Raw genomic sequence first — 16,720 nt, forward strand, 5'->3', positions numbered from 1 at the left:
TAGCTCACATCAATAACATTAAACGGCTGCAAGAACTGCATTGAAAGTCGCACTTGGACGCATTACCGCACTGATTTTATCCAAATCAACCAAGTAGTAACCGCCAATATCAGCAGGCTTACCTTGAACTTCAGCAAGTTCCGCACCGATCTTTTGCTCATTTTCAGCCAACGTCTTCGCAAGTGGAGCGAATTTGGCTTTTAAGTCAGCATCTTCGTCCTGTGCAGCAAGCGCTTCTGCCCAATATAACGATAGATAGAAATGACTGCCACGGTTGTCAAGCTCACCAGTACGACGCGACGGAGACTTACCACTATCCAGTAATCTATCGGTTGCTTGATCAAGTGTTTTAGCTAATAACTTGGCACGGGAATTGTCTTCTTTAATTCCCATCTCTTCCAACGATGCTGCCAAAGCAAGGAATTCACCGAGTGAGTCCCAACGTAAGTGGTTCTCTTCGACCAATTGCTGTACGTGTTTTGGTGCCGAACCGCCTGCACCAGTTTCGTACATACCGCCACCAGCCATTAATGGAACGATCGATAGCATTTTCGCAGAAGTACCCAATTCCATGATCGGGAACAAGTCAGTGAGGTAATCACGTAAGATGTTACCTGTCACTGAAATGGTATCTAAACCACGAGCTACACGCTCAAGTGTATAACGCATCGCACGGACTTGAGACATGATTTGAATATCAAGTCCTTCTGTATCGTGCTCTTTTAGATACTCTTCGACTTTCTTGATCAATTCATTTTCATGTGGACGGTACGGGTCAAGCCAGAAGATTGCTGGCATACCTGAGTTGCGCGCGCGCGTAACCGCAAGTTTTACCCAATCACGAATCGGTGCATCTTTCACCTGACACATACGCCAGATATCGCCTTCCTCAACGTTTTGCGACATTAACACTTCGCCAGTTTCAAGATCAGTGATGTTGGCAACGCCTGCTTCAGTGATCTCGAAAGTTTTGTCGTGCGAGCCGTATTCTTCAGCTTTTTGCGCCATTAAACCAACGTTTGGCACAGTCCCCATTGTTCTCGGGTCGAAGTTGCCGTTCCACTTACAGAAATTGATCATTTCCTGATAGATACGAGCAAAGGTTGATTCTGGCATAACTGCTTTACAGTCATACTGCTTGCCATCTGCACCCCACATTTTACCGCCACCACGAATCATCGCAGGCATAGACGCATCGACAATGATGTCGTTTGGCGAATGGAAGTTGGTGATCCCTTTTGCTGAATCAACCATTGCCAGCGCAGGACGATGTTCCTGACAAGCATGTAAATCTTCAATGATTTCTTCACGTAGTGATGTTGGTAGTGTCTCGATCTTCTCGTAAAGTCCAGCCATACCATTATTGACGTTGATACCTAACTCGTCGAATAATTTGCCATGTTTCTCAAAGGCATCTTTATAGTAAATTTTGACGCAGTGACCGAATACGATTGGGTGAGAAACTTTCATCATGGTCGCTTTGACGTGCAATGAGAATAAGATCCCTGCTTCACGACAATCTTCGAGTTCTTGCTCATAGAAGTCACATAGTGCTTTCTTGCTCATGAACATCGAATCAATAATCTCACCATCCTGCAATGCCACTTTTGGCTTGAGGACAATACTCTTACCACTGTTGGTGATCAGTTCCATTTTCACGTTACGAGCACGATCAAGTGTCATCGATTTTTCGCCGTGATAGAAATCACCATGTTCCATATGTGAAACGTGGGTTTGCGACCACTGTTTCCACTCGCTCATTGAATGCGGATGCTTCTTAGCATAATTCTTCACTGCAGTAGGCGCACGACGGTCAGAGTTACCTTCACGCAATACTGGGTTCACAGCTGAGCCGAGACACTTACCATAACGCGCCTTGATCGCATTTTCTTCCTCAGTCGTTGGATTTCCTGGATAGTCAGGAATTGCATAGCCCTTCGATTGTAGCTCTTTAATGCATGACACCAACTGAGAAACTGAAGCACTGATATTCGGAAGTTTGATAATATTCGTATCTGGATTCTGCGTGAGACGACCAAGCTCAGCAAGGTTGTTCGTCACCTTTTGCTCGTCGCTTAAATAGTCTGAGAATTCTGAGAGCACGCGTGAGGCTACTGAAATATCACTTTTGACAATCTCGATGCCCGCTGGCTTAGTAAAGGTCTCAATGATCGGCAGCAGCGAGTAGGTCGCCAATAGCGGCGCCTCGTCAGTCAGTGTGTAAATGATTGTTGACTTTCCACTAGCCATATATAGCCCCTTGTGTTGGATTGAGTTTTTTAGAGCCGAGCTTTTGGCCTAGCCCCTGCGAACCGGTTTACTTAAGTAAACTAGAGAATATCTGTTCTGCTCATATCTCAGTCAACGCAATATCTTGTGATAGCGACATTTCGCTGAGAAATAACAGGCGCAAGTTTAAGACTCGCCCCATGCGAACCGGTTAGCTTAATTAAAACATGAGAGTATCAGTCCTCTGGGCATCCTAGTCAACGCAATATCTAGTGATAACGACATTTCGCTACGAAATACCTACTAAGGTCTATGATTGAAACCCTCTAAATTGGTTATTTACTAAACTTTGGTCAGTGTTATACAGCCCTTTTATGAGATTGTAGTTACACTTTTTAAACTCATTTTTTTAACAAATGATGAAAACTTTTATCGTACTCGTCGGTATTGTTTTTCTTCTTTGTGTTATGCACAAAATCCTTTAAGTGTACATGTACTCAATTTAGAAAACGGTCTTCCCTCTGCCAACGTAAAAGTCACTCTGGAAACTCAAGAAAATAACAAATGGAAGGAAATAAGTTCTGGCGTAACCAATCAACAAGGTCAGATTAGTGAACTTTATCCCAAAAATACAGCATTAAAAAAAGGAGTTTATAAAGTAACTTTCAAGACAGGCAAATGGTTTAAAGACAATAATCAGAATTCATTTTTTCCAGAAGTACCCGTCATTTTTATGATCGATGGAAAACTTGAACACTATCATATTCCCCTTTTAATCAGTCCTTATGGTTATTCGACCTATCGAGGAAACTAATCGTTTACAACCAATAAAACTAGATTGATCATCTTATTCGATCATCAATCTTCGCATTTGAATAAAAGAGAGGGCGTCTCCTCTCTCTTTATATCTTAGACCTTCAACCAAGCATCTACTTTGCTTTGATCTTCAACTTTCAATTCAACCGTGGTGAGTGGGTTTTCTCCGCCCTGAAGCTCAAATTGTAAGAACTCATCTCGACGGAAAGCAAACACGGTAAATGAAGCTTGCTGCTTGGCATATTGAGCAAGCAATTTCTCTGATGCTTTTAAACCATCAATCGCAATAATCACATCATTGGCAGATAATCCCGCCTGAGCTGCTGCACTGTCACGGCGAACTTGCTGTACCAATATACCCTCTGCTTTATCGACAGTTTTCAGACCAAATGGAAGTGCTTTTTCATTTTTGATCGTATAACTTAAACCAAACTCAGGTAATAATTGATCAAGCGGCAATTCTTCAGTGGTATTGATCAAATGATTGATTTGCTCAACCCAATCATCACCCGTCAGTTCATGACATAACTCAAAAATCGTTCGATCATTGACCTGAATTCCCTGTTGCGTATTTTCATATAAACGACGCATCAAAGCATCGAGACTTGAACCTCTTAAACGCAAACCCATATCTAGGCAAAGCGCCACTAAGCTGCCTTTATTATAGTAACTTGTGCCTGCGTTAATAGAGTTCTCATCCTGACGATAGAACTTAATCCAAGCATCAAAACTCGACTCAGAAACAGACTGAATAAAACGTCCAGGGTTTTGTAAATAACGATCAATTTGCGCTTTTAATAAATCTAAATACGATGCTTGTGAAATGACACCACTACGTAACAAAATCAGATCGTCATAATAAGAGGTAAAGCCTTCAAATATCCAAAGTAAGCTGGTATAGCCCTCTTTGTGCAAATCATAATTGGCAAAGTTTTCTGGGCGAATAAATTTCACTAACCATGAATGGAAATATTCATGACTACATAAGCCTAAGAAACGTTGATAATCCTTAGATGGTTCTTCCGCCTCATTTTCTTTTGGTAGGTCATCCCGAGGTATAATCAAACTTGTACTATTGCAATGTTCCAAACCACCATAACTATTGCCTGTCGCCATGGTCATAAAGCTATAGTTTTGAAAGGGTGCTGAGCCAAACATCTCAATTTCAGTACGACATATTTTTTCGATATCAGCTTGTAAACGTTGCAGATTGGTACTGTGTTTACCTGAAATCACAAACTCGTGTGGAATACCATTTGCTTCAAAACTAAAACGACTTTGATCAGCGAGTTCAAATGGGCTATCAATCAGCTGATCATAATTTTCAGCTTTTAAAGTAAAACGTCCTTTGACTAAACTTTTCGCAGGCAAACCTGTAGCAATCTGAAAATGCTTCAATTCATTTGGTAGGAACAGTTCCACTTCACATGGTGATTGTTCTTGATCCTGAAGTCCCAAACAAACACAAGCTGGATTGACATACACACGCGTTTGATCCACATAAGCACCACGCACCGATAAATCGTATGCATAGACATCATATTCAACCGTAATCAGTTCATGGTCGGTATTGAATAAACGCCAGCGATTTTTCTCGGTTTTCTTAATACTGAGTAAACGTCCTGCTTCATCCGATGCTTTAACCGACTCGATATGTTTTGAAAATTCACGAATCAGATAACTCCCTGGAATCCAAGTTGGCAACCAAAGTTCTTGATTTGGGTTGGCAAGAAAACGAAGCGTGACATGAATGAGGTGTTGGCGATAATCATCGAACTCAATTTGATAGTGCAGCATAGTTCAAAATAGCAAATAGAAAGATTTCTCACAGCTTATCATTTTTTTACAAAGTCTTGCGCAGTTGTCGAAATTGTCTGCAAAAGTTGCTGGATTCTATGGCAGAAAAGTCATAGCATGCTTTTCTTGCGTTCATGCCACTGGATCGGCTGTAAAAGGTATTTAAGTGAAATTTTATCTCTCCCTCTGTTTATTTCTTAGCATGCTTTTTGCTCAGCTAACACATGCAAATTTACTCAATATTATGCCCGAAACAGTCGAAGCTCAGGCGTGGTCGATCATCGATGTACAATCAGGACAAATTATTGCTGAACACAATAGTCATGTGCAGCGTGCGCCAGCATCGTTGACCAAAATGATGGTGGCTTATATTGCTTTAAAAGAAATCGAAGCAGGCAAATTACGTAAAGAAGATGTGCTTACCGCCACACCTGTTGTCAATTCAGTGATGTGGGATGAGTCGCAAATGTATTTGAAAGCTGGCGAACAAATTTCTGTAGATCAACTATTAGCAGGCCTAATCATCATGTCTGCCAATGATGCTGCATTAACATTAGCTGAAAAAATCTCAGGGAGCGTGCCGCAATTTTTGGCTCGAATGAATCAAGAAGCCCAAGCTTTAGGCATGAAAGATACGCATTTTAGTAATCCGTCAGGCATTACCATGACCGATCATTATTCGACTGCTGCCGATCTCAGTTTACTCGCGCAAGCCATTGTCACCAAAACACCAGACTATTTGATTTACTCAAAAATGCCAAGTTTTAGCTACAATCAACGTTTCCATCGTGCAACTAACCTTGCGCTCAAAATGGATCCGACCTCGGACGGCTTAAAAACGGGTTATACCAAAGCAGCAGGCTACAATTTAGCTTTAACCGCAGAGCGTCCTACGTTTAATTCACATGTAGATAACCGACGTTTGATTGTGGTTGTTTTGGGCACGCCAAACGCCATCAAACGTGCTGAAGTAGCACACAAGTTAATGAACTTGGCTTATACCTATACACGTGATGAAGAAGTCATTCCAAAGCATAGACTGATTGCTGAACTTCCAGTGATTAAATCAACTTTGAAAATGTTTAAAGTTGAAACACAACAGCCAACCATTGTGACTACGTCTTTATATGCTCAACCTGCACCGATTGATTTAAATACCTTTGATTTAGTCACGCAACGTATTCAGGTGCTTGATACAAATCAACAAATCACTGTAATTGAGCCATTACAAACGACCAATACGCATATCAATATTGAACTCAATCAACAACATTTAACTGCACCATTGACCCAAGCGATGAACCTCGCCACGGTTTCAATTTATCAAAATAATCAGTTACTTCGTAGCTTACAAATTGAAAATGATGTGCAGATTGAAGAAGCCAATATTTTTCAAAGAATCATGACTTGGTTTTCCAACTTGTTCTCGTTCTTTGCAAGCAATGATACCAAGGCGGCAAAACTCTATCCGTTAAATCAAGGCTAAAACCTGACTATTTTTATCAAGATAAGGATGGCATAATCCCCCCATCCTTTCACAAAAATAATCAGGTTAATCATGAGCAAAACCTTACATCATATCGTGATTGTGGGCGGTGGCGCAGGTGGTTTAGAGCTTGCAACACAACTCGGTGAACGTTTTGGTCGACGTAACAAAGCTAAAATCACTTTAGTCGATCAGAATCTTACCCATATCTGGAAACCGCTCCTCCACGAAATCGCCGCAGGCTCAATCAACCCTCACGAAGAACAAACCAATTATTTTGCTCACGCAGAAAAGCATCACTTTGAATTTGTGCTTGGTACTTTAATTGAGATTAATAAAGACCAAAAACAAATTACCCTCGCTCCACCTCAGCTCTCCAAAGAACACACCCCACAAATTCAAAGCTTAAGCTATGACACTTTGGTGCTGGCTGTTGGTTCAGTCTCAAATGATTTTGGTACTGAAGGTGTTCGTGAATATTGTCATTTCCTAGACAGTCGTCAACAAGCAGACATTTTCCAACAAGATTTATTCCACCTTTATATCGAAGCGCAAAATCAACCCAATGACCGCGCTTTGAATATTGGAATCGTTGGTGCAGGCGCGACTGGAGTTGAGTTGGCGGCAGAACTGATTGAAACCACCAAGAACTTTTATCGTTATGGATTAAAGAAAATTAATCCGAAGCAAGTCAAAATCACCTTAATCGAAGCATCTGATCGTATCTTACCTGCACTGAATGAGAAAACAGCAGCGCATAGCGCCAAGCAACTCAAGAAAATGGGCATCGAGGTTCTGACGGAGCACAAAGTACAAAAAGTAGATCAGTCTAATGTCTACTTTAGTAATGGGCATGTTTTGCATTCTGATATTACGGTATGGGCTGCCGGCGTCAAAGCACCTAAAGTTCTAGAGTCTTTTACTGATTTTAAACGTGACAAAATTAACCGTTTAATGGTCTATGCAACGCTACAAACCTATTCGGATCCAAATGTATTCGCTTTTGGTGATTGTGCACATTGTCAGTTAAATGCGCGCCAACCACCTTTGGGACCACGTGCACAAGTGGCAAGCCAACAAGCATCATTCTTAGTCGATGCATTAGCAGCACGGTTATCAGGTTCGCCTCAACCAATGTTTGTCTTTAACGACAAAGGATCGCTGGTTTCTTTAAGCCGTAATCAAGCTGTTGGAGAATTGTTGGGTGATGTCAGTGTGCAAGGTTTTATTGCCAAAACCATGTATGTTTCTTTGTATCGACTACACCAAGCCAATATTCATGGTTATACCCAAGCGGGGATGCTGACCATGAAAGATTTACTCACAAGACGTGTCCGTCCAAAAATTAAACTATATTGAGTTGAAATTTTTAATTTCGTGCCTATTTATAATGAAATCGTTTCAAAAAGTGGAAAATGGTCTACAAAAACCATTTTTCACTTTATGATATACACCTAAATTAATGACATGGATTTAAAACATGACTGCTATTGCAAATAATCACGTGGTTTCATTCCACTACACTTTAACAAACGCTGAGGGTGAAACACTTGACAAATCTCAAGGTGAACCACTTGCATATTTGCACGGCGCAGGCAACATCATTCCTGGTTTAGAAAATGCACTTACAGGTAAAACTGTTGGCGAGAAATTCACAGTAAACGTTCCAGCTGCGGAAGGTTACGGTGAATACAACCCTGACCTCGTGCAAGAAGTTCCAGCTCAAATGTTCCAAGGTGTAGACAACATCCAACCGGGTATGCAATTCCAAGCTCAAACTGATGACGGCGTACAGATCGTAACAGTTAAAGCGATTGAAGGTGACAACATTCTTGTTGATGCAAACTTCCCGCTTGCAGGTCAAGACCTTACTTTTGAAGTTGAAATCGTAGAAATTCGTGATGCTTCTCAAGAAGAGTTAGATCACGGTCACGTACACGGTGCAGGTGGTCACCACCACTAATTCATTTATGAATTAGCACTACAAAAAGCAAAGCCTCGGCTTTGCTTTTTTTTCACATTCACTTTTATAAAATAAGAAAAATACCTTACCTCTTCTAATAAATTGAGTGGTTCTTACTTTATGCAAAGCGATTATCAACTGATTTGGTTTCGCCAAGATCTCAGAATTCATGATCATGCTGCCCTTTGGCATGCTACACAAACAGGACCTACGATTGCTCTGGTGATCTTGTCACCTGAACAATGGCAACTGCATGATGATGCCCCGATTAAAATTGAGTTTTACTTACGCCAATTACAGCACCTTAAACAAGAACTTACTGCGTTAAATATTCCACTCATCACTGTGACAGTGCCGCTTTGGAAAGATATAGTACAGTTCTTTTCGGATTTAATTGAACTTGTTCCAATTCAACATGTATATGCCAATATTGAGCTCGGTGTAAATGAGTTAAAACGTGATCATGATACTCAAACTTTATTAAATCAGTATAAAAAAGACCTTATTCTACTCAATGATCGTACGCTTTTCCCTGTTGCCTCGATTCGCAATCAATCCAATTTACCTTATCAAGTCTTTGGTGCATTCAAAAAAACCTGCTATCAGCGTTTACAACATGCTTTACCTCAGTGTTATCCGTTGCCTGAGACTCAACCCCCAATTAGCTGTGATTTTTCATCAAGCATACAAACCGATATTGATGCCTTACAGCAACACTACGCGACAAAACTTCCTCAGTCATGCATAGCGACTTGGAAAATCGGTGAAGCATACGCACTGCATTTACTCGACCAATTTATGGATGAGAAAGTAATCAACTATAAAAATGAACGCGATTTTCCTGCCCAAGCAGGAACCAGTCAACTCTCGGCATATATGAATATCGGCATCATCTCAATCCGCCAATGTATTCAGGCCTTATTTCGCCAACAACAAGGTGATTTTATTATCCAATCAGAAGGTCAACAAACATGGCTAGATGAGTTGTTATGGCGCGAGTTTTATCAACATATTCTGTTTGATTTCCCCAAAGTTTCGAAACATTTGCCGTTTAAATCCTCCACCCAAAATATTGGCTGGCGTGATGATCCAATTGGACTTGAAAAATGGCAACAAGGACAAACAGGCATTCCAATTGTTGATGCGGGTATGCGTCAATTACTCGCCACAGGTTGGATGCACAATCGCGTCCGCATGATTTGTGCCATGTTCTTAAGCAAGAATTTACTGATTGATTGGCGTAAGGGCGAACAATGGTTTATGCAACATCTGATTGATGGTGATTTGGCTGCCAATAATGGTGGATGGCAATGGTGTGCATCCACAGGTACCGATGCGGTGCCCTATTTCCGTATCTTCAATCCAGTCAGCCAATCGCAAAAATTTGATCCACAAGGAGATTATATTCGCACGTGGCTGCCTGAACTTGCTGATTTAGATGACAAATCAATCCATGAACCTTATGCTAAAAATGCAGTCAAAAGCTTAAACTATCCAGCACCGATCGTGGATCTAAAAACCAGTCGTGTTCGTGCAATCGAAACATTCAAAGCATATCTGCATGAGGAGAAGGAAATGTCAACAAACCCTAATAACAGAAAAACTATCGTAATCACCAAAAATTAATGATAATTTGATCACAAAACATGCTGAATAAAACTAAAATTACTATGCAGAAGAATCCCGCCCCAGCACTGCTCTTATGGATTATCTCCGCTCAAGTTTTTATGGGTATAGTCGCTTACGAGTGGTTGCCAGCAAGTTATCGTGGCAGTTGGATCTTCCTGTTGATCCTTGTTATCGCGGGCGCATACTTAACTGTTGGAAAAGCGCTAATATTAGGCTTGGTCATGTTTGTTTCGATTGCGGTCTATTTCTTTTTAGATCTGGCTAATCAAACCTATATTGAACGTCAACTTTTACTCTTATTTGTAGCACCGATCGCCCCCATTTTTTTAAGTGCCATCCGTCATAATATTAAAAATGCATTGGCAAGCTATCGTGCGATCCAAAGTTATGACCGAAATTATCAACATGATATTTTACCACTCACTGCACTGAAGCACTTTCAAGATCAGCTTAAAAAGTTATTGCAACTCACCCATAAAGACCACTATGAAGTGATCAGTATCAAGATTAGCAATACCATACTGATTCGAGAAATGTTGGGTGAAGACATCTGGAAAGAAACTCAAAATAAGATCATGGCGATATTATCGACCGAACGAGACAGTGTGATTTATCATTTTATTAATGAAGAACTCAGCGAAATCAAAAGTATTGTTATCCATGATGAAAATAGCATAGATGAACATCATCCCCATCCACTTTTTATTCAACAATTACAAGAACTCACCGTCTTAAAACTTAAAATTGAACAGCACACTGAGTATCTCTCCCAATCTCAACAAATCAAAGAGGTGCCCTGATGTCCGTACTTCTTAATATTTGTGGCTTGCTGATTGCAACCGAACATGTTCCAGACACAACCTTACAACAGTTTTATCAGCAGTATTACCACTGCGCTATCCAACCTGCAAAAACTGAATTAAATTCTCAAGTTGAAGCTCCTGAAGCGGTTAGACAACTATTTGCTCACCCAGAAACGTGGTGGCCAGTCTTTACCGCTGATCAATTACAGTCTGAAAGTTTCAAACGATTAATTGATAAAGGTGTCAAACCCGGCGTCATTTTGCCAGATGATTATTTTAGTATCATTGAATATTATAAAATTAAAAAAGCAGTCAATGAAGGTGCTATTCCGATTGCACTCGTTCAAATGCGGCATCCAAAATATTTTGCATCAAAAGCAACATTTTCAACTGCACTCGGACTCAGACCTTTAGCAGCACTGATCGAAACAGGTTGGGATGAAAACCTGATTGCTCAACCTGCAGGTAATTATATTATTCAATCAGACGATCCGAATAAATTGTCTATTCCTGCACGTAAAGTTCGGCACCATCAACATTTTTTTTATCAAGCCACGACCAACACATCACAAACCACTGGCTATCAAATTCTTATTAACCCGCCGGCAGACATACCTATAACCAATATCGAATATCCTCAGCTAGGCATATCATGGAACTTTAATAAGATTAAATATACCAGTACACCCACAGGTGTCGAAACTAACATCTTCGGCTATTTCATGATTGCGGTAAGTACCGTCGTAATTCCACTGGACTATTTATTGTCACTCCACTTTCCTAGCCTACTCAGTAGCTTTGGAAGTTCGATCTCATGGGCTTCGGTGTTGCTAGGTGGCACACTACTGCTCATTTTGAGCATTGCCATGATTCGAAGGAGGAGAATACATGCCCGCAATTGATATTCTGTTCTTATTCGGCTTTCTTGGGATCTGGATTCCACAGGCGTTTTGGGCATGGTTGAGTTACCAAGCGTGGAAATACTCAAAAAATGCAGCCAAAGAGCTAGAAAATTTACCCATTCCAGCCGAATGGCCGATGTTGAGTGTGCTTATTCCAGCTTATAACGAAGGTGTGGTGATTGAAGACACCTTATATGCCATTGCGCAGCAAGACTATCCCGCACATGCTTATGAAGTTTTATTGATCAATGATGGCTCTAAAGACGATACGCTTGAAATTGCTGAACGCATGGCAGCCATTTATCCGTGTATTAAGATTGTCAATGTACCAAAAGGTATGGGCGGTAAAGGTAAATCTCGAACACTGAACAACGGTTTACCACATGCCAAAGGTGAACTGATCATTGTTTATGATGCGGACAGTACGCCTGAACCAGACTGTGTACGCCTACTCGCCCAAACTTTACTTGCTGATAAAAAACTGGTTGCGGTAAATGGCAAAGTACGTACCCGTAATTGGCGCGATAGTATTTTGACTCGCTTTATTGCGATTGAATTTATTTTCTTTCAATGGATCTTCCAAGGAGGTCGTTGGCAACGCTTTGAACTTTCAACCCTCATGGGAACCAACTATGTAATTTGGCGTGATGCCTTAGAAACCCTTGGTGGTTTTGATGAAAAATCATTGGTTGATGATACGGAGATGAGTTTCCGAATCTTTCTCGGTCAAAGACGAATTAAATGGGTACCCTATGCTGTAGGTTGGCAACAAGATCCGCCTTCTTTGAGTGTTTTCATCAAACAACGATCACGCTGGACTCAAGGCAACTTCTATGTCACCAGTAAATATTTACCGATCGCGTTAAGAAAGCCTTTTCCGATTGGCATCGAAATTTTTAACAACATCATGTGCTATGTGTTATTCGTTCCCGCACTGATTTGGAGTCACATCACCTTGACCTTAGGCTTACTCGGTATCGCAGGTATTACTTTACCTGGACCCTTTACCTTGTTATGGGCGTTATCGTTTTGCTTGTATGTGGCACAGATGTGGTTCACCTTATCTTTAGAACGAGCAAAACCTCAACTATATTTCTTCGCAGTTTTATCTTACGTGACCTATTCACAAATATTCTTATTTATCGTATTTAAAGCGGCTTATGACATGCTGAAAAATAAGATACAAGGAAATTCACTACAGTGGTATAAAACTGAACGTAGCAAGGAGAGAAAATAAAATGAAAAAAAACCGATTAAATCATTCCATTTTCAAAACATTATTAGCAAGTGCAGCCCTCTCTTTGCCTGTATTTACTTTTGCAGATACATTGAATACGTGGACATTTGACAATATTAACACGTCCAACAAATACACCATTGAGCCACATTTCTTTTATGTCGGTAAGGGTTCTGAATGGCAAAGTATTCGTTTTAGCAGTGACTATTCAACAGAACACTACACCACTTTATTGGTGAAATATGATGATAAGCTCATATATAACACTCAGCTCAACGGATCAGGCGAAATCAGCTTTGATATCCCCGCAGCCCCAAGTGGCTTTCATCGTTTAGATTTTATTATACAACAGTATTCTCCCCGAACATCCCCAGCAGCAGATCGAACCACCTTTTGTAGTGAGGATGTAGATCAAGTCACCTATTTAAGCAACTCAAAAATTGATTACACTCGACATCGCCCACTTTATCATTTGAAAGAATTACCTGATGCACTATTTAATCCACAAGTGGTGCGTCCAACGCCGTTTATCGGTGTGCTCAAATACAATCCAGCCAACCTAAACGAAGCTTCAATGCTCGGGCGTTTAATGAGCGCATGGGGTTCTGTTACACCAGTTAAATGGTATGAGCAAAACCCACCCGAGGGTAAAAATGCAGATTTTTTGATTGAGATTTCTAAATCAGCAACACCATTGCCAAATGGCACCTTAGTACAACTCAGTGCTCAAAATGACGTTCCTATTTTAAGTATCCAATATGATCAAGCTAAAAAGTTAGAGTCCGCAATTAATGGATTATTAAATCCTCACTATTTGCAACAACTGAATACTTCATCCACCTTTCTAACTGATAAACTTGCAGCTCCAACTTGGGCCAAAATTAAACAAATTAAAACGCTGGCTGATCTTGGTATTAGTGATTTTCGTTTAAATCAAGCTGAAAAAAATCTTTTCCTTACTTTCCCTGCTGTTTGGCAACCCACTGATATTTTACAAGGTCAGATTGCACTTCGGGTTCAAAGTGGTTTATTAGAAGGTTCAAATATTACCACGTGGATCGATGGCGGACTGGCTGGAAGTCTAAAAACGGCTGACTTAGATTCAGACCCAGTCAATCGACAATTTAACTACTTTGCAAAGACAATTTCGAATGACACAACCTTTAGTATGAAGTTGGAAAACTCTGTGATCGTCAATTCACAATGTTTACCGACAGCAAAAGGTTCTTTATGGATTGATACGAAAAAATCGACGGTTAAATTACCGCATAAATTGAAGAATGGGGTTGCATCACTGCCCATGACTTTCGCAACACACCCGACAATTGCGATTGATGGTCAGTCCGGGAGTTTGGAAATCGCAATGATCGTGAGCCAAGTCGCCAAAAAAATGCTGATGACCAATGATCCAGTTCCATTAAATTTTGTTAAATTCGACCCTGCGAAACCAGAACTGATTAATGTCCACGTCAACCCGAATATCTATCGCCAACAAATCTTAATGCATAAAGATATGGTTTATCTTCCTGCCGCAACGCATGGATTCTTAGTCAGTGTCAATGATCAACGCTTTGATATTCTCACTGACTCAATCAGTGGTGCTCAGAATTTCACTCAACTATGGGAGAAAATTCAACAAGATATTCCAAACAATGCCAGTAAAATATTGGTGACTGAAAATGGGCAAGTGTTTACCTTACAGAAAATTATTGTAGGAAATCAGAAAGTACCTCTGGTTCAACAATCCTCTTTCTTTATTTTGGTTTCTATTATCTCTGCTATTATGATTCTCATCATCTTGCTCTGGTACTGGCGAAAAAAACCAAATGCTAAAAATAAGAGTGAATAATTTAAAACGTATCATTGCTTTAACCATATCAGTCCTCATACTTTTGGGAGGTTGCATGCATCTGATTCAATCAGAAACGCAGCCTCCACACATTGAAGGAATGTTTTGGCAGCCTGATTTAAAAACAACACCCCCTACAGGAAATTGGGATCTATTGGGTGTATCAACCTTTGTTCCCCAATGGTCTGTTGTACAAACTAAATCTTGGTTCGATCATGATATCGGTTTCACCAAATGGGAAAAAAACATCAACCTTAAACAGCTCAATCAAAATCCATGGGCAGAAAATATTATATTGGGCTTGGCTGGTGAATATGACGAAAAACTAGCTCGCTCTAAAGTGGTTCAACTTGCAGCAAACTCTCAACAAATTATTGATAAAACCCAAACAATCCCTTTGAAAGGATATTACTTTCCAGTCGAAGCTGATCCAACTTGGCTCGGTGTAGGGATTTTAGGACAAGCTTTGAGCACCCTCCCCAAACCACTTTGGGTCAGCATCTATAGTGCTGAAGCTATGCCAGCACACTTTGATGTATGGCTGAAAAGTTGGTTACCTGAGCAAACTCACGTATTCTTTCAAGACGGTGTTGGTGTGGGCACGCGCTCACCCCAACAAGCGAGAATAATCCTAGATGGCTTACAACAAGAATTTGGACAAGAAAAAGTAATTATTGTTTTAGAAGCCTTTCGCGCCACCAAAAGCGGAAAGTTTCGTTCAGCCTATCCTTGGGAAATCATTGAACAACTGAAAGCTTACGAAGGGCAAAAAGTTTATATCTTTGACGGTCCACATTATATGAACCGTATGACCGTCTATGTCGTGGCATGGTGGTATAAACTCAAATACGGTTCAAGTGCAAAAGCAAAAACATCTCATTAACCCCGAGCAATTTGATCCAAAATTCGTTGTGATGCTTTACCATCCCCAAACGGATTCGGCACATTTGCCATACGTGCATAATGTGCCTGATCTGAAAGTAATTTTTCAGCTTCTGCGATGATTTTCGCTTGATCTGTGCCAACCAAAATACCCGCACCCACTTGAACCACCTCAGGCCGCTCTGTGGTTTCTCGCAAAATAAGCACTGGCTTGTTAAACGAAGGGCTTTCTTCTTGTAAGCCACCCGAATCTGTCAAAATAAACACGGCACGATCAATCACCGCAAGTAGACTTGGATAGTCTAATGGTTTGACGAGATGAACCTGTGCATGGTGAGAAAATTTACCATGGACTACATCATGTACTGCTGGGTTTAAATGCACTGGCCAAACAAAATGAACATCAGGATAGTGTTGTGCTAAATATTCAACCGCATGACAAATATTTTCAATGCCTTCGCCAAAATTTTCACGACGATGCGCTGTGATCAATACAATCCGCGCATTTTCTGGAAAGACCAAACCGTGCTGCTGTAAATGATCTTGTTGCGTGACTTGTTGATGAATCAACGCACGCCCCAGATAAACTGCATCAACAACGGTATTGCCTGTTACGGTAATGCTCTCTGCTGAAATATGTTCCTGTAACAGGTTTTGTTTGGACTGTTCCGTTGGCGCGAAATGCCATTTGGTGATTCTTGAGACCAATTGGCGATTTCCTTCCTCAGGAAATGGATGATCTAAATCATAAGAACGCAAACCGGCTTCCACATGAGCCACAGGTATTTTCATAGAAAATGCGACCATTCCAGCCGATAAAACTGTAGTGGTATCGCCTTGAATCACAATTGCATCACGATGTTGCCCGTCATTAAAAATCCCTTCTAATTGACTCAAACCTTGAATCAACAATTGGTTTAAACTTTGTCCCGCATTCATCATTTTTAGACGGTGATCTATTTTAATTTGAAAGAACTCAATCGCATCACGTACCAATTCATCATGCTGCCCCGTAAAAATCACTTCGACTTGAAAACGCTCATCTTGTTGAGCCAGCAAAATGACGGGTGCAAGTTTGATCAGTTCAGGACGAGTACCAAATACAATCGAAATCAGTTTTTTCATGA

13 protein-coding genes are annotated in these 16,720 nt (G+C 40.7%); 10 read left to right on the forward strand and 3 right to left on the reverse strand.

The annotated features are described in order from the left end of the window. Nucleotides 1-18: 18 nt before the first annotated feature. Nucleotides 19-2,250: an NADP-dependent isocitrate dehydrogenase gene (locus F903_RS13610; RefSeq protein WP_005197816.1), complete on the reverse strand. Its 2,232-nt coding sequence runs from the start codon at nucleotides 2,248-2,250 to the stop codon at nucleotides 19-21. A 382-nt stretch (nucleotides 2,251-2,632) separates the two neighbouring features. Here F903_RS13610 and uraH point away from each other — a divergent pair, with 382 nt between their 5' ends. Continuing rightward, nucleotides 2,633-3,043 carry a hydroxyisourate hydrolase gene (gene uraH / locus F903_RS13615; RefSeq protein ID WP_051065083.1) on the forward strand — a complete coding sequence of 137 codons (411 nt, stop codon included), beginning with the start codon at nucleotides 2,633-2,635 and terminating at the stop codon, nucleotides 3,041-3,043. Between the two features lie 95 nt (nucleotides 3,044-3,138). Here uraH and F903_RS13620 read toward each other — a convergent pair whose 3' ends face one another. Further along, nucleotides 3,139-4,842, reverse strand: a complete 1,704-nt coding sequence (locus F903_RS13620; protein ID WP_005197820.1) for a M61 family metallopeptidase — start codon at nucleotides 4,840-4,842, stop codon at nucleotides 3,139-3,141. 166 nt (nucleotides 4,843-5,008) lie between these two features. On the opposite strand from F903_RS13620, the gene F903_RS13625 reads away from it, so the two are divergent. From F903_RS13625 to F903_RS13665, 9 genes are all read left to right on the forward strand, one after another. Beyond that, nucleotides 5,009-6,328: a D-alanyl-D-alanine carboxypeptidase PBP6B gene (locus F903_RS13625; protein WP_034595078.1), complete on the forward strand. Its 1,320-nt coding sequence runs from the start codon at nucleotides 5,009-5,011 to the stop codon at nucleotides 6,326-6,328. 72 nt (nucleotides 6,329-6,400) lie between these two features. Then, nucleotides 6,401-7,687, forward strand: a complete 1,287-nt coding sequence (locus F903_RS13630) for an NAD(P)/FAD-dependent oxidoreductase (RefSeq protein ID WP_005197825.1) — start codon at nucleotides 6,401-6,403, stop codon at nucleotides 7,685-7,687. Nucleotides 7,688-7,808: 121 nt separating this feature from the next. After that, nucleotides 7,809-8,291 (forward strand): FKBP-type peptidyl-prolyl cis-trans isomerase, encoded by a 483-nt coding sequence (locus F903_RS13635; RefSeq protein ID WP_005197827.1) that lies wholly within the window; start codon nucleotides 7,809-7,811, stop codon nucleotides 8,289-8,291. Nucleotides 8,292-8,411: 120 nt separating this feature from the next. Beyond that, nucleotides 8,412-9,917, forward strand: a complete 1,506-nt coding sequence (locus F903_RS13640) for a cryptochrome/photolyase family protein (protein ID WP_005197830.1) — start codon at nucleotides 8,412-8,414, stop codon at nucleotides 9,915-9,917. A 44-nt stretch (nucleotides 9,918-9,961) separates the two neighbouring features. Continuing rightward, entirely contained in the window at nucleotides 9,962-10,720 is a 759-nt protein-coding gene (locus tag F903_RS13645) for a hypothetical protein (RefSeq protein WP_034595172.1), read from the forward strand. Then, nucleotides 10,720-11,625: a hypothetical protein gene (locus tag F903_RS13650; RefSeq protein WP_005197837.1), complete on the forward strand. Its 906-nt coding sequence runs from the start codon at nucleotides 10,720-10,722 to the stop codon at nucleotides 11,623-11,625. Before F903_RS13645 ends, F903_RS13650 begins: the two co-directional genes overlap by 1 nt. Further along, nucleotides 11,612-12,862, forward strand: coding sequence for a glycosyltransferase family 2 protein (locus tag F903_RS13655; RefSeq protein ID WP_005197839.1), 1,251 nt, complete (start codon nucleotides 11,612-11,614; stop codon nucleotides 12,860-12,862). Before F903_RS13650 ends, F903_RS13655 begins: the two co-directional genes overlap by 14 nt. Before the next feature lies 1 nt (nucleotide 12,863). Continuing rightward, complete coding sequence (locus F903_RS13660) at nucleotides 12,864-14,711, forward strand: hypothetical protein (protein WP_005197842.1); 1,848 nt, start codon at nucleotides 12,864-12,866, stop codon at nucleotides 14,709-14,711. Next, nucleotides 14,689-15,594, forward strand: a complete 906-nt coding sequence (locus F903_RS13665; protein WP_155757054.1) for an alpha-amylase family protein — start codon at nucleotides 14,689-14,691, stop codon at nucleotides 15,592-15,594. Before F903_RS13660 ends, F903_RS13665 begins: the two co-directional genes overlap by 23 nt. Here the strand turns inward: F903_RS13665 and wecB are convergent. After that, nucleotides 15,591-16,718 (reverse strand): non-hydrolyzing UDP-N-acetylglucosamine 2-epimerase, encoded by a 1,128-nt coding sequence (gene wecB, locus F903_RS13670; RefSeq protein ID WP_005197846.1) that lies wholly within the window; start codon nucleotides 16,716-16,718, stop codon nucleotides 15,591-15,593. The genes F903_RS13665 and wecB overlap by 4 nt on opposite strands. Nucleotides 16,719-16,720: the final 2 nt, after the last annotated feature.

Origin of the sequence: Acinetobacter sp. NIPH 298 (genome assembly GCF_000369505.1) — a bacterium.
Classification (GTDB): domain Bacteria; phylum Pseudomonadota; class Gammaproteobacteria; order Pseudomonadales; family Moraxellaceae; genus Acinetobacter.

Excerpts from the sequence above, each read along its gene's own strand:
- F903_RS13610 (WP_005197816.1), bottom strand. The coding sequence starts at position 2,250 with ATGGCTAGTGGAAAGTCAACAATCATTTACACACTGACTGACGAGGCG.
- F903_RS13620 (WP_005197820.1), bottom strand. The coding sequence starts at position 4,842 with ATGCTGCACTATCAAATTGAGTTCGATGATTATCGCCAACACCTCATT.
- F903_RS13630 (WP_005197825.1), top strand. The coding sequence starts at position 6,401 with ATGAGCAAAACCTTACATCATATCGTGATTGTGGGCGGTGGCGCAGGT.
- F903_RS13635 (WP_005197827.1), top strand. The coding sequence starts at position 7,809 with ATGACTGCTATTGCAAATAATCACGTGGTTTCATTCCACTACACTTTA.
- F903_RS13640 (WP_005197830.1), top strand. The coding sequence starts at position 8,412 with ATGCAAAGCGATTATCAACTGATTTGGTTTCGCCAAGATCTCAGAATT.
- F903_RS13645 (WP_034595172.1), top strand. The coding sequence starts at position 9,962 with ATGCAGAAGAATCCCGCCCCAGCACTGCTCTTATGGATTATCTCCGCT.
- F903_RS13650 (WP_005197837.1), top strand. The coding sequence starts at position 10,720 with ATGTCCGTACTTCTTAATATTTGTGGCTTGCTGATTGCAACCGAACAT.
- F903_RS13655 (WP_005197839.1), top strand. The coding sequence starts at position 11,612 with ATGCCCGCAATTGATATTCTGTTCTTATTCGGCTTTCTTGGGATCTGG.
- F903_RS13660 (WP_005197842.1), top strand. The coding sequence starts at position 12,864 with ATGAAAAAAAACCGATTAAATCATTCCATTTTCAAAACATTATTAGCA.
- F903_RS13665 (WP_155757054.1), top strand. The coding sequence starts at position 14,689 with ATGCTAAAAATAAGAGTGAATAATTTAAAACGTATCATTGCTTTAACC.
- wecB (WP_005197846.1), bottom strand. The coding sequence starts at position 16,718 with ATGAAAAAACTGATTTCGATTGTATTTGGTACTCGTCCTGAACTGATC.